The organism is Salinicola endophyticus (assembly GCF_040536835.1).
In the GTDB taxonomy this organism is placed as follows: domain Bacteria; phylum Pseudomonadota; class Gammaproteobacteria; order Pseudomonadales; family Halomonadaceae; genus Salinicola; species Salinicola endophyticus_A.
The window spans coordinates 3,617,990-3,641,894 of record NZ_CP159578.1 but is presented as its reverse complement, the minus strand read 5'-3'; the positions used below and the strand labels follow the sequence as shown (position 1 = coordinate 3,641,894).

Genomic DNA, 23,905 nt, shown 5'->3' with positions numbered 1-23,905 from the left:
CGCAGGTAGGCATTCGATGGCGTGATTCTTGCAGTGACCACCCAGTAGGACGACGTCACGGCTGGCCAGCGAGGTGCACCATGCTCGATCACTACTTTGCGCTCGATTTCGACGCCCCGCGGGGGCTGCAGGAGCAGCTGCGCGAGGCGCTGCTCGACGCCATCCATACCGGTACCATTCCCGCTGCGGAGGCGCTCCCCTCCTGCCGCAGACTGTCGAGTCAGCTGGGCATCTCGCGCAATACCGTGGCGCTGGTCTACGAAGGGCTGGTGGAGGATGGCTACCTGGTCAGCCGGCCGCGCAGCGGCTACTACCTGCACGCCACCTATCACGCGGCGGTGGGCGAGCCAGCGAGCCAGCCGTGTGCAGCGCAGCAGCAGGATGCACCAGGATGGGACGCGCGCTTCACCCATCGTCCCAGTCATTTCCAGGGCGTGCTACGCCCCAGCAACTGGATGCACTACGAGTATCCGTTCGTCTACGGCCAGCTCGACACCCAGCTGTTTCCGCTGGAGCAGTGGCGCGAGGCCTCGCGCCGGCTGCTCGGCGGGCAGCGCGAGCGCCACTGGCTGAGCGACCGCTACGATCAGGATGACCCGATGCTGATCGAGCAGCTGCGCACCCGGGTGCTGCCCAAGCGTGGCATCCACGCCCGCAGCGACGAGATCCTGATCACGCTGGGGTCGCAGAATGCGCTCTTTTTGATCGCCCAGCTGCTGTTCGATGCGCGTACCCGGGTCGCGGTCGAGAACCCCGGCTACCGCGAGGCGGCCAATGTCTTTCTGCGTCAGGGGGCAAAGCTCAGCTATCAGCCGCTGGACGACGAGGGCATGTGCCTGGATGCGGCGGCGGCCGACTGCGACTACCTCTATGTCACGCCGAGCCACCAGGGGCCCACCGGGGTGACCATGAGCCGTGCGCGGCGCGAGGCGCTGATCGAGCAGATCCAGCGCCGTGATCAGATCGTGCTGGAGGACGACTACGACGCCGAGGTGAATTTCGATCACCACGCGCTGCCAGCGCTGAAGGCGAGCCGGGCGGGGGCCCGGGTCATCTACATGAGCAGCCTCTCCAAGCCGCTCTCGCCGGGGCTGCGGCTGGGTTATCTGGTCGCCGATGCCGAGTTGATCGAGGAGCTGCGGGCGCTGCGCCGGCTGATGTACCGGCACCCGCCCTCGAGCCTGCAGCAGCAGCTGGCGCAGTTTCTGTCCCAGGGCCACTACGACCGCTATCTGCGCGTCTTCGCCGAGGAGATGTACCGCCGCTGGGAGACCCTCGATGCCTGTCTCCAGCGCGACCTGCCGAGCTGCCGGCGGATGGGCGGCGACCACGCCAGCGTCTTCTGGCTGCAGGCACCGGCCGAGGTCGACACCCAGCGCCTGGCATGGCGGGCGGCCCAGCACGGGGTGCTGATCGAGCCCGGCTTCCAGCACTTCTTCGACCGGGTGCCGCCGCGCCACTTCCTGCGGCTGGGTTTCGGCGCCATCGACGTGGCGCGTATCGGCCCGGGAGTCGAGCGTCTGGCCCGGGCCATGGGATGACGCCGGCGGGGTTGTCCGCCCCAGCCGTGGTTTAGGGAAACGCTGAATAAATCGCCGAACGAGATGAAGGGCAAGGCGCACGGAACGCAGAAGGCGAGACATAACATGGGGTTAGGCGAGTCTTCGAGTACCGTGCAACGCAGTCATTCGCTCGTGCAGGCATTTATGCAGTGGTTCCTTAGCTGGCGGCGCCCAGCACCTCGTCGAGAATCGCCAGCCCCTGTGCCACCTCGGCCTCGTTGACGATACACGGCGGGGTCACGTGGATGCGGTTCTCGACCACGAACGGCAGTAGCCCCTTGTCGATCAGGGCGCGTTTGATCCTGGCCATCTCGGCCCCCGGCAGCGGCGCGCGCGAGGTGCGATCGCTGACCAGCTCCAGGGCGTGGAACACGCCGACACCACGCGTCTCGCCGATGATGGCGTGATCTCTGGCGAGCTGCGCCAGGCCCGTGGCGAGCGCGCCATTGCCGACCCGATCGGCGTTATCGACGATCCCCTCCTCGGCCATCGTATCCAGCGTGGCGACGATCGCCGCCATGGCCAGTGGATGGCCGGAATAGGTCAGGCCGCCGTAGAACATCTGGTCGTCGAAGTGACGGCAGATCGGCGCCGAGACGATCACGCCGCCGGCCGGCACATAGCCTGAGTTGACGCCCTTGGCGAACACGATCAGGTCGGGGCGGACATCGAAGTGCTCGAAGGCGAACCAGCGCCCGGTACGGCCGAAACCCGCCATCACCTCGTCGAAGATCAGCAGGATGCCGTAGTGATCGGCCAGTCGGTGCACGCCCTCCAGATAGCCCTGGGGCGGAATCAGCACGCCGGCAGTGCCGGGTACGGACTCGAGCAGAATGGCGGCGATCGCCCCCGGCCCTTCGCACTCGATCACCCGCTGCAGATGCTGCAGGGCGCGCTCGCACTCCTGCTGCTCGTCGCCGGCCCAGAAGTCGCTGCGATAGAGATAGGGGTTGAAGAAGTGGGCATGGCCACGGGCGAACTCGTTGGGGATGCGCCGCGGATCGCCGGTCGCGGCAATGGCTGCGCCGGTATTGCCATGATAGGAGCGGTAGGCGGAGAGAATCTTGTCGCGGCCGGTGTAAGCCCGCGCCATGCGGATGGCGTTCTCGTTGGCATCGGCGCCGGCGTTGGTGAAGAAGACCTTCTCGAAGCCCTGGGGCGCCCGCGCCAGGATGCGCTTGGCCGCTTCGCCGCGGGCCAGGTTGGCATGCGCCGGCGCCACGGTCGCGAGCGCGCCGGCCTGGGCCTGGATGGCGGCGATCACCTTGGGATGCTGGTGGCCGATGTTGGTGTTGACCAGCTGGCTACTGAAATCGAGATACTCCCTGCCCGCGTAGTCCCACACCCGGCAACCGCTGCCGCCGGCGATCACCAGCGGGTCGAGTGTGGCCTGGGCGGACCAGGAGTGGAACACGTGCTGACGATCGAGCTGGCGGACATGATCGTTATCGATTGCGTCGTTGTCGCTCGTATCGTTGCCGAGGGCGGTGGTCGGGGCCTGGGTCATGGTCTGCATCCTGTGTCGCCCGGCGCTGGCGGCACCGGTGGGAAAGGCGGAGTGCGCCTCGGGCGCTCTGCTTGCGCCCGGAGGTGTCTGGTTCACGTTCAGACTAAGCGGCGCTGCAGGATCGCCTTAGAGCCAGAACCTCGTCGCGCTCGTGACAGCCGGTGCCATGTCCCGAGGAGTCGCCACAACTGGCCCTACGGTCGTGCCGCCCGGGGCGCTTAAGGTGCTTGGCGTGGAGCATGAAGCCAGCTTTTCCACAGCAGGTTGCCGCCGCCCGGTTTGCATAGCCGGGATTCCACAATCGGGATTCCATAGCCAGATTGACAACATGAGAGGGCGACGATGGTCGGGTCGATGCGGGCGGGGCCGGGGAGCGCCCCACGGTGAGCGTCGCGGCGATGATGCCGGCGCTGCCGTCGCTGGGAGCTGTCCTGGCGCTGGCGTGCCTGGCGGGGGCGGTGCGCGGCTACTGCGGCTTCGGCTTCGCCATGCTGCTGGCGCTCGGGCTGATGCTCGTGATGCCACCGCTCGAAGCCGTGCCGCTGGCCCTGCTGCTCGACCTGATCGCCAGCGCGGGGCTGTGGCGGCGCGCCTGGCGCCTGGCCGACCGTCCCCGGCTGAGCCGTCTGATCGGTGGCATGGCGCTGGCGACACCGCTCGGCGTATGGCTGATGGCGAGCATTCCGCCCGCGCCACTGCGGATCGTCGTCGCACTGTTGGCCCTGGTCGGGGCGCTGGCGCTGCTGCTGGGGCGCACGGCGGTGCCCAGTGCGGCACGCGAGCTGCGCGCTGGCACTGCCTGGCTGGCCGGGGCGGCCTCGGGGCTGTGCCAGACGCTCGCCTCGTCGGGTGGCCCACCGCTGATGCTCTATCTGCTGCAGCAGCGGCTGCCGCCGGCGGTGCTGCGCGCCACGGCGATCCTGTTCTTTGCGCTCAGCAGCAGCGCCGCTCTGAGTGGCCTGTGGCTGGCCGGTGCGCTGCATGCCCAGACGCTGACACGCGGCGCCTGGCTGCTGCTGCCGGCGCTGCTCGGCAACGCGCTGGGGCAGTGGGCCTTCGAGCGCTCGCCGCCGCGCTCGATGCGCTGGAGCGTGGCGCCGCTGCTGATCGCGCTCTCGCTGTGGGTGCTGGCGCGAGAGACCCTGTTGCGCTGAGCGCACCGCGATAGACACGCAACCACCGACAATCAAGCCGAGGAGACAAGCATGCAAGACGTCGTTTTCATTACCGGTGCCACCTCCGGGTTCGGCCGCGCCGCCGCCCGCCGCTTCGCCGAGGCCGGCTGGGCGCTGGTCCTCGCCGGGCGTCGCCAGGCGCGGCTCGAGGCGCTGGTCCAGGAGCTGTCGAGCCGGGTCGAGGTGCACACGCTGGTGCTCGACGTGCGCGATGACCAGGCCGTAAGTCAGGCGATCGAGGCGCTGCCGGAGCCGTTCAAGCGGGTGCGCGCGCTGATCAACAACGCCGGCCTGGCGCTGGCGCCGGAGCCGGCCCAGCAGGTCAAGCTCGCGGATTGGCACACCATGATCGACACCAATATCACCGGTCTGGTCAACGTGACCCATGCGCTACTGCCAACGCTGATCGAGACCGGGGCAGGGGCGAGTATCGTCAACGTCGGCTCCATCGCCGGTCAGTGGCCCTATCCGGGGAGTCACGTCTACGGGGCGTCGAAAGCCTTCGTGCAGCAGTTCAGCTACAACCTGCGCTGCGATCTTCAGGGTAGCGGCGTGCGCGTCACCGACCTGGCCCCGGGCCTGGCCGAGACCGAGTTCACCCTGGTACGCACCGGTGGCGACCAGGCCGCATCGGATGCGCTCTACCGCGGCACCACTGCGCTCAGCGCGGAGGATATCGCCGAGCAGATGTTCTATCTGGCCACGTTGCCGGCGCATATCAACATCAACCGGCTGGAGGTGATGCCGACGCGGCAGGCGTGGTCGGCGTTCGCCGTCGACCGTGATTGAACCGACACGGCGTCCTGGCGTCTCGCTGAAACGCATCGCCCCGGCCAGTTGGCCGGGGCGATGCGGTCTTGCGGTGAGTGTAGCGCGCCGCTCAGGTATCGCTCTGCTTGGGCAGGGCGTAGGCGATCACGTAGTCGCCGGTGGGGGTCTGCATGAAGTGGTGGCCGGTGGCGACGATCACCAGATACTGGCGGCCATCGGCCTCGTAGACCATCGGGTTGGCCTGGCCGCCGGCGGGCAGGGGAGCCTGCCACACGGTCTCGCCGCTCTCGATGTCGATCGCGCGAATCAGGTCGTCGGTCGCCGCGGCGATGAAGATCAAGCCGCCGGCGGTCACCACCGAGCCGCCGTTGTTGGGCGTGCCGATATCGATCGGCAGGCCCGAGCGGATGCCCCAGGGGCCGTTGGCGCGGGCGGTACCCAGCGGGCGGTCCCATAGCGTCTTGCCGCTGGAGAGTTCGATGGCGCGGATATGACCATACGGCGGCTGCTTGCACAAAAGCCCGGTGTAGGGCACCCGCCAGCCGGCGTTGACGTTGATCGCGTAGGGGGTGTTGGCCTGCGGATCTCCCGCGCCCTCGGCGCCGCCGCGGTCGGATTTTTGCTCCTCGCGCGGGACCCAGCCCAGCTCGTTGGCGACGTCACGCGGCACCAGCTCGTTGTAGTTGGGCATGTCGTTGTAGTTGGCGATGATCACCCCGCGCTGCGGATCGACCGCCACGCTGCCCCAGTCTGAGCCGCCGTTGTAGCCGGTGTACTCGACCCACGGCTGTTCCGCGGTGGGCGGTGTATACATGCCCTCCCAACTGGCCTGATGGTACTGGATACGACAGAAGAGCTGGTCGAACGGCGACATGCCCCACATGTCTTTTTCGGTGATGTCCGGCTGGCGCAGGGTGGCGTAAAGCGAGAACGGCTGGGTCTTGCTGCGCTGCTCCGGCTCGGCGCCACCCTGAGGCACCGGGCGCTCCTCGGCGCCGCCGCCGAGCAGTTCGCCGGTCTCGCGGTTGAACACGTAGATCTCACCCTGCTTGGTGGGCATGATCAGTGCCGGCACCTCGCCGTTGTCGGTGGGGAAGTCGATCAGCGTCGGCTGCGAGCCGGGGTCGTAGTCCCACACGTCCTTGTGCGCGGTCTGGAAGTGCCACTTGGGCAGGCCGGTCTCGACGTCGAGCGCGACCATCGAGCTGGCCCACGCGTTCTCTTCCGGGGTGCGCGAGCTGCTCCAGTAGTCGGCGGCGCTGTTGGCCATGGGCAGGTAGACCAGCCCCAGCTTGCTGTCGCCGGCGGCGGTGGTCCACATGTTGGGCGAGCCGCGCACGTAGGTCTCGTCACCGCTCAGCGGTTCGCTGCGGTCGGGGCGGCCGGCATCCCAGGCCCACTGCAGTTCGCCGGTCATGGCGTCGAAGCCCTTGATCACGCCGGAGGGCGGATAGCGGCGCTGGCCGTCGAGCACCTGATGCCCGGTGACGATGACATCGCGCACCACCACCGGGGCGGAGTTGATCGAGACATAGCCCGGCGGGGTCTCGCCCATGTTGCGTTTGATATCGACCTGGCCGTTGTCGCCGAAATCGGTGCACGGCTTGCCGGTGGCGGCGTCGACTTCGATGATGCGCCCATCCAGAGTGCCGGAGATGATCCGGGTGCGGCAGGCGATGGCGTCGCCGGCGGCGACCGCGTTTTCTTTGTCTTGGTCGCCGCCGTTCTGATGCTCTTCGCGCTTGGCGTCACCTTCCTGGGCGCCGCTGGCCGCCTCCTGAGCGTCGGCGCTGGTGCTGTCCGCCGCGGGCAGGCGATCCGCCGGTACCTCGTAGTAGGTCACGCCGCGGCAGGCGGCGGTGTAGGGGATGGCTTCCTCGGAGACCACCGGGTCGTAGCGCCAGTTCTCTTCGCCGGTGGCGGCGTCGAGGGAGATCAGGATATTGCGCGACGTACACAGAAAGACGTCATCGCCCACCTTGAGCGGGGTGGTCTCGGCGCCCCAGCGTTGATCCAGCACGTCGCCGGTGCGGTACTGCCAGGCGACCTGGAGCTGGTCGACGTTCTCCGGGGTGATCTGCTCCAGCGGCGAGTAGCGGGTGGCCGCCGAATCGCGGCCGTAGGCGGTCCAGTCGCCAGGGGCGGGTACGTCCGCCGGCTGGGCGTTGCCGACATCGGTGGCCAGCGAGCCGTCGGCGACCGCCGGTACCGCCGCCAGATGTTGATAGCCGCGCCCGGGCAAGAGTGCCAGCGCGCCGGCCACGATCAGCCCCACACACAGGACACCGGCCAGCGCGAAGCCGACCCGAGGGCGCGGGCCGCCGCGCAGCGCGGGTGTGACCAGGGCGACCAGAATCGCCAGGATCAGGACCAGGTCGAAGCGCGGGATCCAGCGCCAGTAGTCGAGCCCCGACTCCCAGGCGGCCCACAGGAAAGAGCCGATGAAGACCAGCGCGTAGAGCCAGGCGCCCGAGAGCCGGCCGCGCCATAGCTGAATGCCCGCGAGCAGCATCCCTACGCCCGCGATCAGGTAGTACCAGGAGCCCCCGAGCAGCGCCAGATAGAGCCCGCCGCCGCCCAGGGCGAGTCCGGCTAGCGCGATGATGAGACCCACGATGCAGGCGAACAAGCTGCCCGCACCGCGAGACGAGGTGGATTTGGCCACGGTTCTCTCCCTTGAATGAATGCTGTGCCTTTCCGCCGATCCGTGGATCGCTGCGCGGCGCAGATTTATTTGTCGTGGGCACGACGTCTATGCCACGTCGGGCGCCTGCTCCCAGCGTAGTCAGCCCGCGCCGAGCTGACGAATTCCGCGCGCCACGGGGCTTTACGCCAGATGTCAGATGGGTAACGGATTTGTTACGGTAAAAGTCGAAACCGCCTACCTTGTATGGAGGACGCCGTATCAGCGCGCGTCCTTGCGTCTACGCGAATTCAGCGCGTGCGACGCGGTTTCTCGGCGGCCCGGCAGAGGCCGCATCGACAACGACAAGGGAATAACAACGTGACCAAGACCTACAAGACGATCGGCCTCACCGTGGGCCTGATGGCCTGCGCGCCCGTGGTATTCGCGCAGAGCTCGCAGGATAGCGAAGCGATCCAGCGTCGCCTCGACGCGCTTCAGCAGCAGGTGCAGGAGCTCAGGCGCGAACTCGCCGCGCAGAAGGCGAGTCAGCAGCGCGAGAACACCCAGACGCGCCAGTTGGCGGAGAAGAACAGCTCGCTGCTGGACAACGTCGGGACGCCGCAATTCAGCGGCGCGATCGAGCTGGGCTACACCTTCAACGACTGGAGCGAGTCGAGCAAGGATACCGTCGGTGACATGGACTTCGGCAAGTTCATCCTCGGCATGGACGGTGGCGAGGGGCCGCTCTCCTACTCGTTTCAGTACCGCTTCTACGACGGCTATCGCTTCCTGCACCACGCCTGGGCGGGCTACGCCTTCAGCGATGCCGATACGGTCAAGCTCGGCCTGGTGCAGACCCCGTTCGGCAACATGGATTACGGCTACCTCGGCTGGTATGGCAACCTGCCTTATCTGGCGGGCTTCAACGACAACCAGAACGCCGGCATCAAGTGGGACCACAGCCAGGGCGCCTGGGATACGTCACTCGCCTTCTTCAAGACCGATCAGCTCGGCGACGGTAACGAGCACTACGGTGCCAACGCGATCGGTGACAGCGCCCAGGGCAACAGCGAAGAGAATCAGCTGGCCGCACGCGCCGCCTACACCTTCGGCAAGGGCTCGGACTACACCACCGAGGTCAACCTCTCGGCCAAGGGGGGGCAGCTCTATAACCACAATACCCAGAAAAGTGGCGACAACTGGGCCGTGGCGCTGGGCATGAACGGCAACTACGGCAACTGGAGCACGCTGTTGCAGGCGACCAGCTACCAGTACAACGCCAAGAACCCCGACGAGACCGTATCGGGTATCTCGGACAACGCGCTGCAAGTCGGTGCCTTCGGCTTCAACTATCTGATCCCGGCAGAGGGGCAGATGTATTCGGCGAGCCTGGCCTACAGCATGGACGTCGATTGGGGCGTGGTGGAGAACCTCTACTTCTACAACGACTTCAGCTATATCGCCGCCTCGGGTGACTACTCGGCGGTCAACGGCGGCTTCGGCGACATGGACGACCCCATGCTCAACGATCTGGGGGTGAAGGTCACCGCCGGGCGCTACTACGCCTGGTTCGATATCGTCACCAACAAGAACGGGCTGAACTACTTCGGCTCGCCGGTGGACGATGGCTGGCACACCAGCGTACAGAGCCATTTCGGTCTGACCTACTGAGGGTTGGCCAGATCGCGATGCCATGCCCCGTCGAGCTCGCTCGGCGGGGCATGCGCGTTTCTGGAATCACCTCTGGTGCCACTCCCTGGCCACGCCGCAGGGGCTGCATGTCTGACGAGTAGACCAAGACCATCTGCGAGCATTAGAAACGTATATTTTATACAAGAGGTGTGCTATCAGTGCGTAACACGCCATGTCAGGAGGGGGTGGCAAAGAGGGAGGGCACGTTGCCCATCCCGCTGCGCACCGCTCAACGCAGGCGGTCTCCTGATCAGCGTCGTACCAACAACCATAAAGCGCAAAGCGAAGGGAGTAGTGGCAATCATGAACCTGAGAACGATCCTCAAGCTCATCGCCTCCACGGCGGCCCTCCATCTGGCCGCGAGCGGCCCGGCACTGGCCCAGGACGGACCGATCACCATCGGGGTCCAGGCGCCCACCACCGGCTCCGAAGCGACCTACGGCAAGGACATGCTCAATGCCATCGGCCTGGCCGCCGACGAGATCAACGCCAAGGGCGGCCTGCTCGGCGGACGCCAGATCACGCTGGTCAGCGGCGATACCGCCTGTGACCCGCAGCAGTCGGTCAACGCTGCCAGCCGTCTGGCCTCGCAGGAGGTGGTCGGCGTGGTCGGCGGCTACTGCTCCGGTGCCACTCAGCCGACGTTGAAGATCTACGGTGACGCCAATATTCCGTTCGTGATCGTCGCGGCCAACTCGACCCAGTTGATCCCCGCCAACCCCGGCAACGCCTTCATGATCAATTCGACCGGCGCCGACCAGGCCAAGACCGCGGTCGACTTCTTTGCCGGCAAGGGCATCGACAAGCTGGCGATCGTCAACCAGGGCGATGCCTACTCCCAGGACCTGGCCAACCTGACCCGCGACGCCTGGACCGCCGCCGGCCACGAGCTGTCGGCCTTCGAGTACGTCAACAAGGGCGAGCAGGACTTCTCGGCGCTGGTCAACAAGATCCGCGGTTCCGGCGCCCAGGCGGTGTTCTGGACCGCCTACTACGCCGACGGCGGTCTGCTGATCCGGCAACTGCGCCAGCGCGGCTTCCAGGGCACCATCGCGGTGGGCGACGGCTCCAACTCGCCCAAGCTGTTCGATATCGCCGGGCAGGCCGCCGAGGGCGTCTACGCCTTCTCCAACCCCACCGCCGACTTCCTGCCGGCCGCCAAGCAGTTCATCAGTGACTATCAGGCCAAGTTCGACACCGCCCCCGGCCCCTACGCGCCGCTGGCCTATGACGGCATGCAGCTGATGGCCTGGGCCATCGACAAGGCCGGCTCCACCGACGCCGATGCCATCATCAAGGCGCTGGGCAGCGCCGACGGCAAGGAGTGGCTGGCCGGCCCGATCAGCTTCACCCCGCAGCACACCCTGGCACGCAGCAACTTCGTGGTGCTCGAGGGGCAGGGCGGCAAGTGGACCCGCTACCAGCCCTGATCCACGGCCGGCCGTAGGGCCCGCCCGCCACTTGCGCAGACATTGCTCGGCGGGCGGCGCCGTGACGGCCTCTTCCCCTCGCTGCCCAGGGACGCATGCCCATGACCTGGTACGACTCTCTGCTCCAGCAGCTCGCCGACGGGCTGGTGCTGGGCTCTTTCTACGCGCTGGTGGCACTCGGCTACACCATGGTGTTCGGGGTCATCAAGCTGCTCAACTTCGCCCATGGCGATCTCTACATGACCGGCGCCTTCGCCGGCTTCGGCGGTCTGTCGCTGGTCTCCGGGGTGCTCGGCGCCGGCTGGCTGGGCATCTTCGTGGCGATGCTGCTGGCGATGCTGGCGGTGGGCTGCCTGGGGGTAGTGATCGAGCGTATCGCCTACCACCCGATGCTGGCGGCACCGCGGCTTTCGATCCTGATCACTGCGCTGGCGGTGTCGCTGGTGCTGCAGAACGCCGCGCTGTCGCTGACCGGCGGCCAGTACACCGCCTTCCGCACTGACCTCGGCTTCGGCGGGCTCAGCCTTGGCAACCTGTTCATCTCGTATAACCAGATCGTGCTGGTGGCCACGGCGGCGGTACTGATGATCGCGCTGGAGCTGTTCGTGTCGAAGACGCTCTATGGCCGCGCCATGCGCGCGGTGGCGATCGACAAAGACATGTGTCGCATGCTCGGCATCAACGTCTCGGCGGTGATCGCGATCACTTTCTTCATCGGCTCGGGGCTGGCCGCCGCGGCCGGCACCATGGCCGGCGCCTACTACGGCAGCATCTGGTACTTCATGGGCTTTCTGATCGGGCTGAAGGCGTTCACCGCGGCGGTGATCGGCGGCATCGGCAGTATCACCGGGGCCATGCTCGGCGGCCTGATCCTGGGGCTGCTGGAGTCGTTCGGCACCCATATCCCGTTCATCGGCAGCGAATGGAAGGATGTCTTCACCTTCGCGATCCTGATCCTGGTGCTGGTGTTCAAGCCCACGGGGCTGCTCGGCAAATCCGAAGTGGAGAGGATGTGACATGGCCAATCCGACCCCCGTGGCGCCACAGGAGCGCCCCCGTGGCAACCCGGCCCAGCGCCTGTATGCCGCCTTCGACTCCCCCGGGCGGCGGCGCGCGCTGCATCTGGTGCTGCTCGCCATCCTGATCGTCACGCCGTGGCTGTCGAGCCAGTACGTCACCGTGATCCTGACCAATGCGCTGCTCTACGTGGTGCTGTGCCTGGGTCTCAACGTGGTGGTGGGCTATGCCGGCCTGCTCGATCTCGGCTATGCCGCCTTCTTCGCCGTGGGCGCCTACACCATCGGCATCCTGACCCAGCAGTTCGGCTTCAACTTCTGGGCTGCGATCCCGTTCGCGCTGCTGGCGGCGGCGCTGGCCGGGGTGATCATCGGCGGGCCGACGCTGCGGCTGCGCAGCGACTATCTGGCCATCGTCACCCTGGGCTTCGGCGAGATCGTGCGCTTCACCGCGCGCAATCTGGAGATCACCGGTGGCGCCAGCGGGCTGTCGCACATCCCCGAACCGTCACTTTTCGGCTGGTACATCGATAGCTCGATCGATTTCTACTACGTCTTCGCGGTGCTGGCGGTGCTCGCCTACATCGCCAGCCAGCGGCTGTTCGACTCGCGCCTGGGGCGTGCCTGGCTCTATGTGCGCCACGACGAAGACGCCGCCGAGGCGATGGGGATCAACCGAGTCGCGGTCAAGCTGGCGGCCTATGTGATCGGCGCGATCTTCGGTGCCGTCGGCGGCATCTTCTTCTCGGTCAACCTGGGCGCGATCTCGCCGGAGAGCTTCAGTTTTCAGCAGTCGGTGCTGATCCTGATGGCGGTGGTGCTGGGGGGCATGGGCAAGATTCCCGGGGTGATCCTGGGCGCCTTCATCGTGGTGCTGGGCCCGGAGCTGCTGCGCGAGTTCGATACCCTGCGGCTGCTGATCTTCGCCGTGCTGCTGCTGCTGATCATGCTGTTCCGGCCCAGTGGTATCTGGCCCGAAAAACGATCCTGAGGAGCCGCCGATGCTACTCCAACTCAACCAGGTGTCGCTGAGCTTCGCCGGTAACAGCGTGCTCGACGGGGTCGCTTTCGGGGTCGCCGCGGGGCGCATCCAGAGCCTGATCGGCCCCAACGGTGCCGGCAAGACCTCACTGTTCAACGTCATCACCGGCTTCTATCGGCCGCAGCGTGGCGAAATCACCTTCGACGGCGAGCGCCTGGTCAAGCGCAAGCCGCACAGCGTGACCCGCCTGGGTATCGCACGCACCTTCCAGAACGTGCGCCTGTTCCGCGAGATGTCGGTGCTCGAGAACGTCATGGCCGGCCAGCACTGCCGCTCCCGTGCCGGCGCGCTGGCGGCGGTGCTGCGGCTGCCCAGTCAGCGCGCCGAAGAGAAGCGGATTCGCGCGACCAGTCTCGAGTGTCTCGATTTCGTCGGCCTCGCCGACAGCCAGGAGCGCCTGGCGACCAATCTCGCCTACGGCCACCAGCGGCGGGTGGAGATCGCCCGGGCGCTGGCCACCGAGCCCAAGCTTCTGCTGCTCGACGAGCCAGCGGCGGGGCTCAACGGCAGTGAGAAGGAGGCGCTGGTCGAGCTGATCCGGCGCATTCGCGACGAGCGCGGCATCGCGGTACTGCTGATCGAGCACGACATGAGTCTGGTGATGAACGTTTCCGAACATATCAGCGTGCTCGACCACGGCAGCCTGATCACCGAAGGCACGCCCCAGGCGGTGGCCAACGATCCGCGGGTGATCGAGGCCTATCTGGGCCAGGACGACGAGGAGTTGGCGCTGTGACACAGACGACGAGAGCCGACGAGGTGGCGGCGGCGAGCCCGCCGGCCGCAGGGGGGCAGGGTGCGCTGCGCCAGGGCGAGGTGCGCCTGAGCCTGAGCGGGGTGGATGCATTCTATGGACAGATCCAGGCCCTGCGCGGGGTGTCGCTGGAGGTGCGCCAGGGCGAGATCGTGACCCTGCTGGGCAGCAACGGCGCCGGCAAGTCGACCACGCTGAAGACCATCTCCGGGCTGGTGCGGGCGCGTCAGGGTGACGTCTGCCTCGAGGGGGAGTCGATCGCCCGGCTGCCGGCGCATCGGATCGCCCGCCGCGGCGTGGTCCACGTGCCCGAAGGCCGGCGTGTGCTGCGCGGGCTGACGGTGAAGGAGAACCTCGAACTGGGTGCCTTTACCGTCAAGGACGGCGCGCTGCGCCGGCAGCGGCTGGAGGAGGTCTACGCGCTGTTCCCGATCCTCCACGAGCGCCGCCATCAGGATGGTTCGCTGCTCTCCGGTGGTCAGCAGCAGATGCTGGCGATGGGGCGGGCGCTGATGCACGGCCCCAGCGTGATGCTGCTCGACGAGCCCTCGATGGGTCTGGCGCCCAAGCTGGTGACCGAGATCATGCGCATCATCAAGCGCCTCAACGAAGCCGGCACCACCATCCTGCTGGTCGAGCAGAACGCACGTCTGGCGCTGCGCCTGGCGCACTACGCCTACGTGATCGAGAACGGCGAGATCCGTATGCAGGGTGATGCTGCAGCGATGCGCGAGGACGCTGCGGTGGTCAAGGCTTATCTCGGCCTGGGCGACTGAGCCCGCGGTGCACGCGGATGGCGAGGAGTGACACGATGCACAGCACGCGCGTGATCCACAGTGTCAGTTGCCACGCCGAGGGCGAGGTGGGGGATGTCATCGTCGGCGGCGTGGTGGCGCCCCCGGGTGAGACCCTGTGGGCGCAGTCGCGCTGGATCGCCGCCGACGCCACGCTGCGCGACTTCATGCTCAACGAGCCCCGCGGCGGGGTGTTCCGCCACGTCAACCTGCTGGTGCCGGCCAAGGATCCGCGGGCGCAGATGGGTTTCATCATCATGGAGCCGGAAGACACGCCGCCGATGTCCGGCTCCAATAGCCTGTGTGTTGCCACGGTGCTGCTGGAGACCGGCATTCTGCCGATGCACGAGCCCTACACTCGGCTGGTGCTCGAAGCGCCGGGCGGGCTGATCGAGGTGAGTGCGCGCTGTGCCCAGGGGCGGGTGGAGGAGGTCGAGGTGCGCAATCTGCCGGCCTTCGTCGCCCATCGCGATCTGACCCTGGAGGTCGCCGGGCTGGGTAGCCTGAGGGTGGACACCGCCTTCGGTGGCGATAGCTTCGTGATCGTCGATGCCGAGGACCTGGGCTTCCAGGTGACCCCGGACGAGGCCCGCGAGCTGGTCGATGTGGGCATGCGCATTACCCGGGCGGTCAACGAGCAGGTCGGTTTCGAGCACCCGGACAATCCGCAGTGGCGCCACGTCTCGTTCTGCCAGATCGCCGCGCCGCCGGTGCGCGAGCAGGGTACCTGGGTAGGGCGCAACACGGTGGCGATCCAGCCCGGCAAGCTCGACCGCTCGCCCACCGGTACCGGCTGCTCGGCCCGCATGGCGCTGCTGCATGCTCAGGGCCGGCTGGCGGTCGGGGAGACCTTCATCGGCGAGTCGATTCTGGGCTCGCGCTTCCACTGTCGGATCGAGGCGGCCACCGAACTCGGCGGGCGTCCGGCGATCGTGCCCTCTATCCGCGGCCGCGCCTTCATCACCGGCACCCATCAGCACACCCTCGACCCGCACGATCCGTGGCCGTCCGGCTATCGCATCGCCGACACCTGGCCGCGACGCCTGAGCTGAGCCTGGGCGCGGCTCACCGCCTCAATGGCTGGCGCTGGCGGTGGCCGTCGACGGCTTGATGTGCGGGCGCTCGGCCATGATCCTGGCCAGACGTTCCAGCGCCAGTTCCAGGCGCTCGATCAGCCCCTCAATCAGCACGCGGCGATCCGCGGGGACATCGCCGTGCTCGGCGATCAGCGCATCCAGGCGCTGGCCGGCGGCGTGTACGCCCTGGGGGGGGCGGCCGTTGGCGGCTTCCTCGAAACCGCTGGCCAGGGCGCGCAAGAGTTGGCGGTGGGCGCGCCGGATCAGCGGGTGCGATGCGTCGTCGAGGCGGTCGCGCAGGCGCAGGGTGGCGCTGCCGATATCCAGGCCGGTGAGGCCCAGGATGAACAGATGGCGCTGATCCTCCGGCAGCATGTCGTCGTGCTGTGCCAGTTGCAGCATGCGATCGGCCATGTGGCCGCTGAAGCGAGTCTCGGCATCGCGGATCGAACGCCGCCGCAGCTGGTGGATATCCTGGGAGATGGCGTTGATCAGACGCCGGCGGCGTAGCCGCGTGCCCAGTCCAGGTAGCAGACGGAATCCCATCACCACACAGCTCAGACCGATGATCACCGACAGTGCGCGGTTGGCGAAGCTGTCGAAGGAGAAGTCCATGTTGTTGCCGGGCATGGTCAGCAGGATATTGAAGATGGTGAAGGCCAGGCAGTAGCCCATGATCTTGGGGTTGGTCGCGCCCATCAGCCCGAGGAACAGCGGCGTGCCGAAGAGCATGGCCAGCATCGGAAAGCCATGGGCCTGAGACAGCAGCACATGGCCGAACAGGAAGGCGCTGGGGATCGCCGCGAGCATGCCCTTGTAGAACATCATGGTGATCATCACCGGATTGTCGCGGCTGGCGAAGAACGCCGAAAACAGTGTGCCCAGCAGCAGCGCCACCAGTGCGCTGTTCCATGCGGTGAGAATCCAGAAGGTGGCCAGGCAGGTGAACACCAGCCCGGCGCGCAGGGCGTTGATGCCCGCTGCCAGGTGGTCGCGGTGCCACGCCAGGGGGGCCGAGCGCAGGCGGTGACGGCCCGGGTCGGCGATCGCCTCGCGTGCGTCCAGCATCACCATGGCGTGGCCGATCGCTTCGCGGATGCCCAGACGCACGCGACGGTCGAGCGGCGCCAGGCCGGACTCGTTGCTCTCGTGGACCAGGCGGCGCAGCGCGCGCAGCTCCTGGCGTGCCTGGGGGACGCCGTTGACGTGTTCCGCTTCGCGGAAGCCGTCGGCGACCTGGCGTGCGATCTCGACACTGCCCGGGTCGAGCTTGTCGGCGTGGTCGTGCAGCAGTTGGTGCAGCGCGTGCAGTGTGGCCATGAGGCGCAGCGTGCGGCGTGTCAGCACGTGGGTGGCGCGCATGCGCCCAGGGCCTTCGGGGCCTTCGAAGCGCGCCGCCTGGCTATCGGTCTCTAGCATCGTGAGCGGCCCCAGGCTGCCGCGCAGGGCCTGCTGCATGGCGGGGATGTCATCACTCGCCGCCAGGCGCAAAGCGGCATGCTCGAAGGCCTGGTTGATCACGCTGTCGGCCTGGGTGGCGAGGTGCTCGCCGACCCTGGAGGGCCACAGCAGCGAGCTCACCAGGGTGGCGCATATCGCGCCCAGGCCCAGCTCCGAGAGCCGCGCGACGGCGATATCGAACATCCCACCGGGAGAGCTGCCGCTGGAGATCACCACGATCAGCATCGCGGTGACCGCGCCCATGATGCACCCGTAGGTGTAGTTGTTGCGCCACAGCGAGGCGACATAGGTACACAGCATGATCCATAGGGTCAGCGCGGTCAGTGCCGGGATCCGCGCCTGGGCGAACAGCGCCATGATCGCGATCCCGACCAGGGCGCCGATGAGGGTGCCGCCGATCTGACAGATGCCCTTTTCGATCACCATGCCGCTCATCGGTCGAATCTGCAGAAACGCCGCCGAGATCAGCGCCCAGTAGGGGCGATCGAGGTTGAACCAGAGCGCCAGGTAGAGCGCGAGCATCATCGCCAGGGTGGTCTTGATCGCGAACTTGACCGCCGCGGCGTCCGGCATCAGATAGTGCTTGAGCAGCGTCGGCATGGGATCAGGGCACGTCGTCGGTGGCGCGCTCGGTGGGGATCGCGTCGGGGAGCGGCGTTGGCGACTGGGACTGCGGCGTGGGGCGTCGATCCACGCCGCTGCCGGCCGGGGCTGCAGTGCTGACGGGCTGGGCCGGTGCAGGCTTGGCGTCGGTGCGCTCGGTATCGGCGTCGTGCTGGATGCGGATCGTCGCGGTCATGCCGGCGCTCAGCAGGGTGTGATCGGGCATCTCGTCGAAGGTCACCAGCACCGGAATTCGCTGGGCCAGGCGCACCCAGTTGAAGGTGGGCTGAACCTGCGGCAGCAGCTGGTTGTTGAGGCTGGTGTTGGTATCGGCAATGCCGCGCCCGATACCGGCGACATGGCCGTGCAGGTGGGTATCACCGTTCATCAGGATGATATCCGCCGGGTCGCCGATGGCGATCGACGACAGCTTGGTCTCTTCGAAGTACCCCATCACGTAATAGGAGTGCGCCTGCACCAGCGCCATCACCGGGGTGCCGCGGGAGACGTAGTTGCCCGCTGCCAGCTGCAGGTTGAGCACGTGGCCGCTCACCGGCGCCACCACCCGGGTGCGCTGCAGGTCGAGCCTGGCGCTGGCGAGGCTGGCCTGAGCCTGCTCCAGATTGGCCTTGGCGATGCGTGTGTTGATCTGCGCGATCTGGCGATCCTCGGCGCTGATCGAGCGATTGCTGAGCTGGTTGCGGCGGCTCTCTTCGGCGCGTTTCAGGTCGAGCGTGGCTTGATTGTTGGCGACACTGGCCTCGGCCTTGTCGAGGGCGGCCTGATAGCGCGAGGGATCGATCTCGAACAGGGTGTCGCCCTGGCTGACGTAGCCGGTGTCGCTGACATTGAGCGAGCGCACCCAGCCGGAGACGTCCGGGGCGATGGTGATCACCTCGGCGCGCACGCGGGCGTCGCGGGTCCAGGGCGTGAACAGGTAGTAGTTCCACAGCCATACGCCGGCGGCGATGGCGATGGCGACGACGATCAGGGTCAAGAGGATACGGAGCGAGTTGCGCATCAAGAGCTCTCGAGCAGGACGGTAAACAGAAAAGTGATGGCGGCGGTGAAGAGCACGAACAGCGAAACGTCGAACCAGGCTTCGTACCACAGCGCGCGCTGCCCGACGAGCCAGTGCAGCAGGGTGCGTGTGACCAGCGTGGCAACGAGGCCGAGTATGGCGTAGATCAGTAGGGGGCTGAGATAGATGCCACCTAGCGCGATTTCCTGAAGACCCATGACACCTCTTAGCCCATCCGTCGAAGCGGCGATAATATTAGCATGCTTAATAAATCGCCGACAGGCTCCGTGACATGCCGCGCGCCGTGCCTCTCTGCGGTGGCGTCTCTTCCAGGGTATCGCTGCGACGGCGTCACTGCGCGTGCCGATCCCTGACGTGAGCAGAGTTTAGACCGAAATCGGTGTGTCCGTCTCAGCTCTCGCTCTGCACCACACGATCGCGGCCGCTGCGCTTGGCCTGATAAAGATGACGATCGGCGCGGCGCATCAGTTGCTTGAGTGGCTCCCGCGGGTAGCGCTCGGCCGCACCGATGCTGAGGGTGAGCGCCAGCTGTGGCCCCGAGGCCAGCACCAGCGGGGTGGTGGCCACCATCCGACAGAGGCGTTCGGCGACCGCCACCGCCTCGGCGAGCGTCGTCTCCGGCAGCACCACCGCAAACTCCTCGCCGCCCACCCTTCCGACCAGGCTGGGGTCGCGCACCGCGCTGCGCAACTGGTTGGCGACGGCGCGCAGTGCGTCGTCGCCGACATCGTGGCCATACGCGTCGTTCACCCGCTTGAAGTGGTCGATATCGATCAGCAGTACGCTCAGCGGCATGTTGCGGCGCCGGCGCAGGTGCCTCACGGCCGCCTGCAGCAGTGCACGGCGATTGCTCAGCCCGGTCAGGTCGTCGGTGTCGGCGCGCCGGGTCAGGCGCTCCTGCTGGCGTCGGCGCTGAGTGATGTCGAAACACCACACCAGCCACGCCGGCTGTTCGCCCACCCGCAGCTGGCGCGCGTTGAGCAGCGCCCAGTAGGGCGCCCTGGGACACAGCCTGGCCTCCATCTGATAGATCAGTTCGCCGCGTTCGAGCCGTGCGACCAAGCGCGCGTGCTCGGCGGGATCCACGAACAGCGCCGCCAGGCTGAAGCGGCTGGCGTGGTCGGCGCCGCTCTGGATGAGCAGGCTGTCGCTGACATAGAACACCTGCCGCTGATCGGCACCGATCAGGGTGACATCGCTGGGCGAGGAGTCGAGGATGCTCTGCAATAGTGCTTCACGGTCGCGCAGGGCCTGGGTCCGCTCCTGGATACGCCGCTCCAGCGAGAGGTTGAGCTGATGCAGGTCGTTGGCCAGGCGGCGCGTGCGCCGCTGGTCCAGGATGATCTTCAGCGCCAGCAGCGCACAGCCGGCGGCGAGCAGCAGCAGGGCCAGCGAGAGCCAGTGAAAAGTGCGCTGCAGCGTCTGGCGCTGGTGGTCTGTCTGGGTGGCGACGGCGATATTGGCGGCGACGACCAGCGCATGCAGTGCCGACTCCTGGTCGGCGAGGGTCGCGGCGATCGTGGCGGCCACCTGGCGCGCGGCCCCCGCCTCCTGCCAGCTGAGCTCTTGGTTCCAGCGCAGGGTCGCCTGGTCGAGGTGGGTCAGGGTGGCCTGGATCTGCGGACGCTCGCCCTCCTGCTCGTCGAAGATGTGCGTGTGCAACAGCGGCAGCAGGGCGGTGCGCATCACTCCCAGGCGTAGCTTGAGGCGTGCGGGAGGCTCGAGGCCGCTGGCCACGGCATCAGCGGTCGAGGCCAGGGCCATGACCTGCCGGCTGAGATTGTAGCTCTGCCACACCTCGTTGTAGCGCCCGGGCGAGGCGAACTCCTGGCCGCGGTCGGCCACCGTGTGCAGCCCCGCCAGTGCCACGCCCATCATGATGCCGGCCAGTAGCATCAGTGCCAGGGCGTGCCATGGGCGGCCGCCGTCCGGTACCGCCGCCTTCAGCGCAGCTGCAGTTCGTCGAGTTGCCATACGGTGCGGTTGTAGTAGGTCCGGGTATAGAGTTCGGGGTGGTTATCGTAGGGGTACATCACCATCAGCGGGCCGTAGGCGTCCACCGGCAGGTAGTGGCCATCACGCCGGTAGGCGACGATCGGATCGTAGCGGGAGAGGTCGCTGGCGGGAATGATCGCATCGTAGTCGTTGAGGGCATAGGCGTGCAGGCTCTCCGGCAGTGGCAGTTGCTGATGCGCCAGCAGCGTGCGCAGAGAGACGCCATACCAGTGGGACGAGCCCAGGCCACTGTCCGGAATCGGCCCCATCACCTCGCGACCGGGCAGCGCTTCCAGGTCGCCGAGCGTCAGTGTGGCGAGCGGCTTGCCGGCGGCGTCGGTCAGCCGCAGCAGCGGCATATCGCGCGGATAAGGCGTGGCCTCGGACGGCATATCATCGCGCGTGGCCTCGGACGCCATATCATCGCGCGTGGCCTCGGACGCCATATCGCGCGTGGCATCGGGCGCGGCACCGGAGGTGTCGGCAAACGCCGGGCGGGCCGCCAAAGCCCCCAGCGCCAGCAGCAGCCAGGCGCAAGATATCAGCCAGATTCGCGATGACAGCCAGAGCGGCTGCCGCCCGCGCCGCCCCTGGCTCGGGACACCGCGACGCTTCACGGACATAAGGCTGGTCAAGCAAGCAGAGAGTGTCGACATGGTCGGTTTGGCTCCTGGCCGTTGGGTGGCGTCTCGCTCAGGCGTTGGGGTCGTCGACCAGCAGCCGCGAGAACCTGACGATCTCGGCGTTGCGGTTGGACCATCCCAAGTGCGTCCAGAAACGGTGGGCGGCCGTGTTGTCGGCCAGCGTGTCCAGGTGCACTTTCTCGATGCCGGCGGCCAGCAGCGCCTGCAGACAGTGCTCGGTCAGCTGGCGCCCCAGGCCCAGTCCGCGGCATTCGGGCTCGACCATGACATGCTGCAGATAGCCGCGGCGGCCATCGTGCCCCGCCATGGCGCAGCCGACGATGCCCGATCGCCCGGGCCAGCGGGCGACGAAGCTCATGCCCGGGTTGCGCGCCAGATAGCGCGCGGTGGCCTCGCGGCCATCGGCCTGGCGCAGCACCACGCCCGGGGTGCGCTGCATCATGGCGACGAAGTCGGGGTGATCGTCCAGGGTCATGGCGGCGATCGTCACGCCGGGGGCGGCTGGGGGCATGTGGTCTCCTCGAACAGGGCAGCGGCAGATGACGCCGGCTCCCGTGAGTCGGTCAGTGGTGGCGATTCCAGAACGGCAGTCGTGCAATCTGGACGCCCGGGCAGGGCGTACGTTGGCTTATATCACGACGTCCGACGGGCGAGTCGCAGGCGCCGCAGGGGCAGGTTGATCACTGCGAGACCCGCGATCACCAGCAGCCCGCCGACCACCTTGTGCATGCCCAGCGGATCGTCCAGCAGCCATACCCCCAGCGCCACCGCGAAGACGGGCATCAGCAGCGTCAGCGGTACCACCCGGTTGACCGGATGCTTCTGCAGCAGGCGATACCAGAGCCCGTAAGCGGCGATCGAGGACATCACCGCGGTATAGACCACGGCGCCCCAGCCGGCCCAGCCGGCGTGCTGGATGGCTTGCCATTGACCGGATTCGAACAGCGCGCTGCCGAGCGCCACCAGCGGGGTGGCGAACAGCGCGATCCAGCCGGTCAGGGTCAGCGGCGGGATCGGCGGTGCCAGCTTGATGATCAGCGTCGAGACCGCCCAGGCCAGCGCGCTCGCCAGCAGCAGCGCGGTGGAGAGCGGCGGCGGCAGCGAGGGACCGCCGGCCAGGACCACCACGCCGCCGAACGCCAGTACCAGCCCGGCGATACGACGCGGCCCCAGCTTCTCCCTGAGAAAGAGTGCCGCCAGCAGGGTGGCGAAGGGCGTGCCCATCTGTACCAGCAGCGCTCCGGTGCCGGCTTCGGCATGTTCGAGGCCGACGAATAGTAGCGGAAAGTGGAGCCCGCCGAAGGTGATCGAGAGCAGCAGAACCCAGCGCAGCTGGGCGCGGGTAATACGCGTGAACGGTACCACCAGCGCGGCGACCAGCATGAAGCGCAGTACCATCACCAGCAGCGGCGGCATCTCTGCGACGCCGAGCTTGATCACGATGATATTGAGTGCCCAGATGGCAATCACGCCCAGGCCGATCGACAAATCCTTGAGGGGCACGCGCTGAGTTCCTTTGATATGGCTGGGCCCGTGGGTCCTTGGGCTCGTAGGTCCAGACTTTCAACGCCGCGGGCGTGGCCGTCAAGGGGCCATGGCAAGCCTGGGGGAGGGGGCTATGACGAGCCTGGCGCCGGGGGCTATGGCGAGCCCGGCCGACGCGGTATCTTGAGCCCGACGCTCGCCGTCGTCGACCATCGAGGATACGAAAATGTTGAAGGGAATCGCGATCTGTCTCTGCCTGCTGGTGACGCAGCTGGCCATGCTCTCCTGGATCGACCACCGTCAGGGTGGCAGTGAGTCCGTCCAGCGCCAGACCACCAGCGCCCAGGCGTCGCCGCGCGCCCGCGAGGATGACGATGCCGAGCTCGGTTGAGGCCGCCCGGGGGCGAGCTGGGCGCCGGTTGCCGGCAGCGACGCTGCGCTGGGGTACGGCGCTGGCGCTGCTGGCATGGGCGGTACTGGCTGGGGCCGTGGAGCCGGGCCGGCTGGGCCTGAGCGGAGCGGGGGGGGACTACACGCTGCGGATCGAAGTGGCGGCCACTGCCGAGCAGCGGGCACGGGGGCTGATGGCGCGCGACGCTCTGCCCGAGGACGCCGGCATGCTTTTCCTTTACCGCGCCGAGCAGCCCGGCAGCAGTGCCTACTGGATGTACCGCACGCGGATTCCGCTGGATATCGCCTTTCTCGGCGCGGATGGCACCATCCGTGCATTGAGAACGATGCCGCCGTGCCGTGCCGAGATGCCCAGCCGCTGCCCGGCCTATGCGGCAGGGGTGGAGTTTCGTGCCGCGCTGGAGACCAACGCCGGCTACTTCGCCCAGCGCGGGCTCGGCGTGGGCGACCGGGTCGATCTCGGCCCCTGGCTCACGGCGCCTTGAGCGTATGCCGGTCACGCATGCCCCATAGCGGTCTCGCCCGGTCCGCAGCGCCCGCCGCGGACAGCGGCGGAGAGATCCGCTTCTCCTGGCGTGTGTGGTGGTATTTCTCCGCGGCGCGATGCGCGGATCCAGAGGCAGAAGCGGCAAGGCGCGGGTTTTGCCAGCACGAAACTCTCTATAACATGGCTCGCCGTCGGGATAAGCTATGTTACTTAGGGAGTGCCGTTGTGTCCGGCGCCGGTTCGGGGCCACATCGGCCATCGGCACGCGCTCCAGGACGCTCTGCATGACGCGCCCCTGGCCGTTACGCAACAGGGAACGGGAAGCATAGCG

At 67.4% G+C, this 23,905-nt stretch carries 21 protein-coding genes; 12 read left to right on the top strand and 9 right to left on the bottom strand.

The genetic code is table 11. The annotated features are described in order from the left end of the window. Window positions 1-80 precede the first annotated feature (80 nt). Entirely contained in the window at window positions 81-1,541 is a 1,461-nt protein-coding gene (locus ABV408_RS16465) for a PLP-dependent aminotransferase family protein (RefSeq protein WP_353979970.1), read from the top strand. A 178-nt stretch (window positions 1,542-1,719) separates the two neighbouring features. Here ABV408_RS16465 and ABV408_RS16460 read toward each other — a convergent pair whose 3' ends face one another. Next, on the bottom strand, window positions 1,720-3,069 hold the full coding sequence (locus tag ABV408_RS16460) for an aspartate aminotransferase family protein (RefSeq protein WP_353979969.1): 1,350 nt from the start codon (window positions 3,067-3,069) through the stop codon (window positions 1,720-1,722). Between the two features lie 383 nt (window positions 3,070-3,452). On the opposite strand from ABV408_RS16460, the gene ABV408_RS16455 reads away from it, so the two are divergent. Next, window positions 3,453-4,223 (top strand): sulfite exporter TauE/SafE family protein, encoded by a 771-nt coding sequence (locus ABV408_RS16455; RefSeq protein ID WP_353979968.1) that lies wholly within the window; start codon window positions 3,453-3,455, stop codon window positions 4,221-4,223. 51 nt (window positions 4,224-4,274) lie between these two features. After that, entirely contained in the window at window positions 4,275-5,033 is a 759-nt protein-coding gene (locus tag ABV408_RS16450) for an SDR family NAD(P)-dependent oxidoreductase (RefSeq protein ID WP_353979967.1), read from the top strand. Between the two features lie 91 nt (window positions 5,034-5,124). On the opposite strand, the gene ABV408_RS16445 is transcribed toward ABV408_RS16450, so the two are convergent. Beyond that, window positions 5,125-7,680, bottom strand: a complete 2,556-nt coding sequence (locus ABV408_RS16445) for a membrane-bound PQQ-dependent dehydrogenase, glucose/quinate/shikimate family (RefSeq protein ID WP_353979966.1) — start codon at window positions 7,678-7,680, stop codon at window positions 5,125-5,127. Window positions 7,681-8,019: 339 nt separating this feature from the next. Between ABV408_RS16445 and ABV408_RS16440 the strand changes: the two genes are divergently transcribed. The 7 genes from ABV408_RS16440 (at window position 8,020) to ABV408_RS16410 (ending at window position 15,422) form a co-directional block, all read left to right on the top strand. Further along, window positions 8,020-9,312 (top strand): hypothetical protein, encoded by a 1,293-nt coding sequence (locus tag ABV408_RS16440; protein WP_353979965.1) that lies wholly within the window; start codon window positions 8,020-8,022, stop codon window positions 9,310-9,312. 324 nt (window positions 9,313-9,636) lie between these two features. After that, window positions 9,637-10,764, top strand: coding sequence for a branched-chain amino acid ABC transporter substrate-binding protein (locus ABV408_RS16435; protein ID WP_353979964.1), 1,128 nt, complete (start codon window positions 9,637-9,639; stop codon window positions 10,762-10,764). A 101-nt stretch (window positions 10,765-10,865) separates the two neighbouring features. After that, window positions 10,866-11,780, top strand: a complete 915-nt coding sequence (locus ABV408_RS16430) for a branched-chain amino acid ABC transporter permease (protein WP_035471257.1) — start codon at window positions 10,866-10,868, stop codon at window positions 11,778-11,780. Window position 11,781: 1 nt separating this feature from the next. Further along, entirely contained in the window at window positions 11,782-12,771 is a 990-nt protein-coding gene (locus ABV408_RS16425) for a branched-chain amino acid ABC transporter permease (RefSeq protein WP_207033366.1), read from the top strand. Window positions 12,772-12,781: 10 nt separating this feature from the next. Next, window positions 12,782-13,558: an ABC transporter ATP-binding protein gene (locus ABV408_RS16420; protein ID WP_353979962.1), complete on the top strand. Its 777-nt coding sequence runs from the start codon at window positions 12,782-12,784 to the stop codon at window positions 13,556-13,558. A gap of 86 nt (window positions 13,559-13,644) precedes the next feature. Continuing rightward, on the top strand, window positions 13,645-14,352 hold the full coding sequence (locus ABV408_RS16415; protein ID WP_353982251.1) for an ABC transporter ATP-binding protein: 708 nt from the start codon (window positions 13,645-13,647) through the stop codon (window positions 14,350-14,352). A gap of 35 nt (window positions 14,353-14,387) precedes the next feature. After that, window positions 14,388-15,422 (top strand): trans-3-hydroxy-L-proline dehydratase, encoded by a 1,035-nt coding sequence (locus ABV408_RS16410; protein ID WP_353979961.1) that lies wholly within the window; start codon window positions 14,388-14,390, stop codon window positions 15,420-15,422. 21 nt (window positions 15,423-15,443) lie between these two features. Here the strand turns inward: ABV408_RS16410 and ABV408_RS16405 are convergent, their stop codons facing one another. The 7 genes from ABV408_RS16405 to ABV408_RS16375 all read right to left on the bottom strand — a co-directional run bounded on the left by ABV408_RS16405 (window position 15,444) and on the right by ABV408_RS16375 (window position 22,694). Next, window positions 15,444-17,507, bottom strand: a complete 2,064-nt coding sequence (locus ABV408_RS16405; protein WP_353979960.1) for an FUSC family protein — start codon at window positions 17,505-17,507, stop codon at window positions 15,444-15,446. A gap of 4 nt (window positions 17,508-17,511) precedes the next feature. Further along, the gene (locus ABV408_RS16400) at window positions 17,512-18,531 is read right to left on the bottom strand and encodes an HlyD family secretion protein (RefSeq protein ID WP_353979959.1); all 1,020 of its coding nucleotides are present in this window, start codon (window positions 18,529-18,531) and stop codon (window positions 17,512-17,514) included. Continuing rightward, complete coding sequence (locus ABV408_RS16395; RefSeq protein WP_353979957.1) at window positions 18,531-18,749, bottom strand: DUF1656 domain-containing protein; 219 nt, start codon at window positions 18,747-18,749, stop codon at window positions 18,531-18,533. The genes ABV408_RS16400 and ABV408_RS16395 overlap by 1 nt, the downstream gene beginning before the upstream one ends. Window positions 18,750-18,942: 193 nt before the next feature. Further along, window positions 18,943-20,526 (bottom strand): GGDEF domain-containing protein, encoded by a 1,584-nt coding sequence (locus tag ABV408_RS16390; RefSeq protein WP_353979956.1) that lies wholly within the window; start codon window positions 20,524-20,526, stop codon window positions 18,943-18,945. After that, on the bottom strand, window positions 20,496-21,203 hold the full coding sequence (locus tag ABV408_RS16385; RefSeq protein WP_353979955.1) for a hypothetical protein: 708 nt from the start codon (window positions 21,201-21,203) through the stop codon (window positions 20,496-20,498). The genes ABV408_RS16390 and ABV408_RS16385 overlap by 31 nt, the downstream gene beginning before the upstream one ends. 37 nt (window positions 21,204-21,240) lie before the next feature. Continuing rightward, window positions 21,241-21,702 carry a GNAT family N-acetyltransferase gene (locus tag ABV408_RS16380; RefSeq protein WP_353979954.1) on the bottom strand — a complete coding sequence of 154 codons (462 nt, stop codon included), beginning with the start codon at window positions 21,700-21,702 and terminating at the stop codon, window positions 21,241-21,243. A gap of 122 nt (window positions 21,703-21,824) precedes the next feature. Continuing rightward, window positions 21,825-22,694 carry an EamA family transporter gene (locus ABV408_RS16375; RefSeq protein WP_353979953.1) on the bottom strand — a complete coding sequence of 290 codons (870 nt, stop codon included), beginning with the start codon at window positions 22,692-22,694 and terminating at the stop codon, window positions 21,825-21,827. Between the two features lie 208 nt (window positions 22,695-22,902). Here ABV408_RS16375 and ABV408_RS16370 point away from each other — a divergent pair, with 208 nt between their 5' ends. Both ABV408_RS16370 and ABV408_RS16365 read left to right on the top strand, forming a co-directional pair. Next, window positions 22,903-23,067: a hypothetical protein gene (locus tag ABV408_RS16370; protein WP_353979952.1), complete on the top strand. Its 165-nt coding sequence runs from the start codon at window positions 22,903-22,905 to the stop codon at window positions 23,065-23,067. After that, window positions 23,051-23,572, top strand: a complete 522-nt coding sequence (locus ABV408_RS16365; protein ID WP_353979951.1) for a DUF192 domain-containing protein — start codon at window positions 23,051-23,053, stop codon at window positions 23,570-23,572. Before ABV408_RS16370 ends, ABV408_RS16365 begins: the two co-directional genes overlap by 17 nt. The last annotated feature ends 333 nt before the right edge of the window (window positions 23,573-23,905 follow it).

Coding starts and splice junctions, on each gene's coding strand:
- ABV408_RS16420 (WP_353979962.1), top strand. CDS start 12,782: ATGCTACTCCAACTCAACCAGGTGTCGCTGAGCTTCGCCGGTAACAGC.
- ABV408_RS16450 (WP_353979967.1), top strand. CDS start 4,275: ATGCAAGACGTCGTTTTCATTACCGGTGCCACCTCCGGGTTCGGCCGC.
- ABV408_RS16425 (WP_207033366.1), top strand. CDS start 11,782: ATGGCCAATCCGACCCCCGTGGCGCCACAGGAGCGCCCCCGTGGCAAC.
- ABV408_RS16370 (WP_353979952.1), top strand. CDS start 22,903: ATGTTGAAGGGAATCGCGATCTGTCTCTGCCTGCTGGTGACGCAGCTG.
- ABV408_RS16405 (WP_353979960.1), bottom strand. CDS start 17,507: ATGCCGACGCTGCTCAAGCACTATCTGATGCCGGACGCCGCGGCGGTC.
- ABV408_RS16400 (WP_353979959.1), bottom strand. CDS start 18,531: ATGCGCAACTCGCTCCGTATCCTCTTGACCCTGATCGTCGTCGCCATC.
- ABV408_RS16460 (WP_353979969.1), bottom strand. CDS start 3,069: ATGACCCAGGCCCCGACCACCGCCCTCGGCAACGATACGAGCGACAAC.
- ABV408_RS16410 (WP_353979961.1), top strand. CDS start 14,388: ATGCACAGCACGCGCGTGATCCACAGTGTCAGTTGCCACGCCGAGGGC.
- ABV408_RS16395 (WP_353979957.1), bottom strand. CDS start 18,749: ATGGGTCTTCAGGAAATCGCGCTAGGTGGCATCTATCTCAGCCCCCTA.
- ABV408_RS16385 (WP_353979955.1), bottom strand. CDS start 21,203: ATGTCGACACTCTCTGCTTGCTTGACCAGCCTTATGTCCGTGAAGCGT.
- ABV408_RS16465 (WP_353979970.1), top strand. CDS start 81: ATGCTCGATCACTACTTTGCGCTCGATTTCGACGCCCCGCGGGGGCTG.
- ABV408_RS16390 (WP_353979956.1), bottom strand. CDS start 20,526: ATGGCAACTCGACGAACTGCAGCTGCGCTGAAGGCGGCGGTACCGGAC.
- ABV408_RS16380 (WP_353979954.1), bottom strand. CDS start 21,702: ATGCCCCCAGCCGCCCCCGGCGTGACGATCGCCGCCATGACCCTGGAC.
- ABV408_RS16365 (WP_353979951.1), top strand. CDS start 23,051: ATGCCGAGCTCGGTTGAGGCCGCCCGGGGGCGAGCTGGGCGCCGGTTG.
- ABV408_RS16430 (WP_035471257.1), top strand. CDS start 10,866: ATGACCTGGTACGACTCTCTGCTCCAGCAGCTCGCCGACGGGCTGGTG.
- ABV408_RS16435 (WP_353979964.1), top strand. CDS start 9,637: ATGAACCTGAGAACGATCCTCAAGCTCATCGCCTCCACGGCGGCCCTC.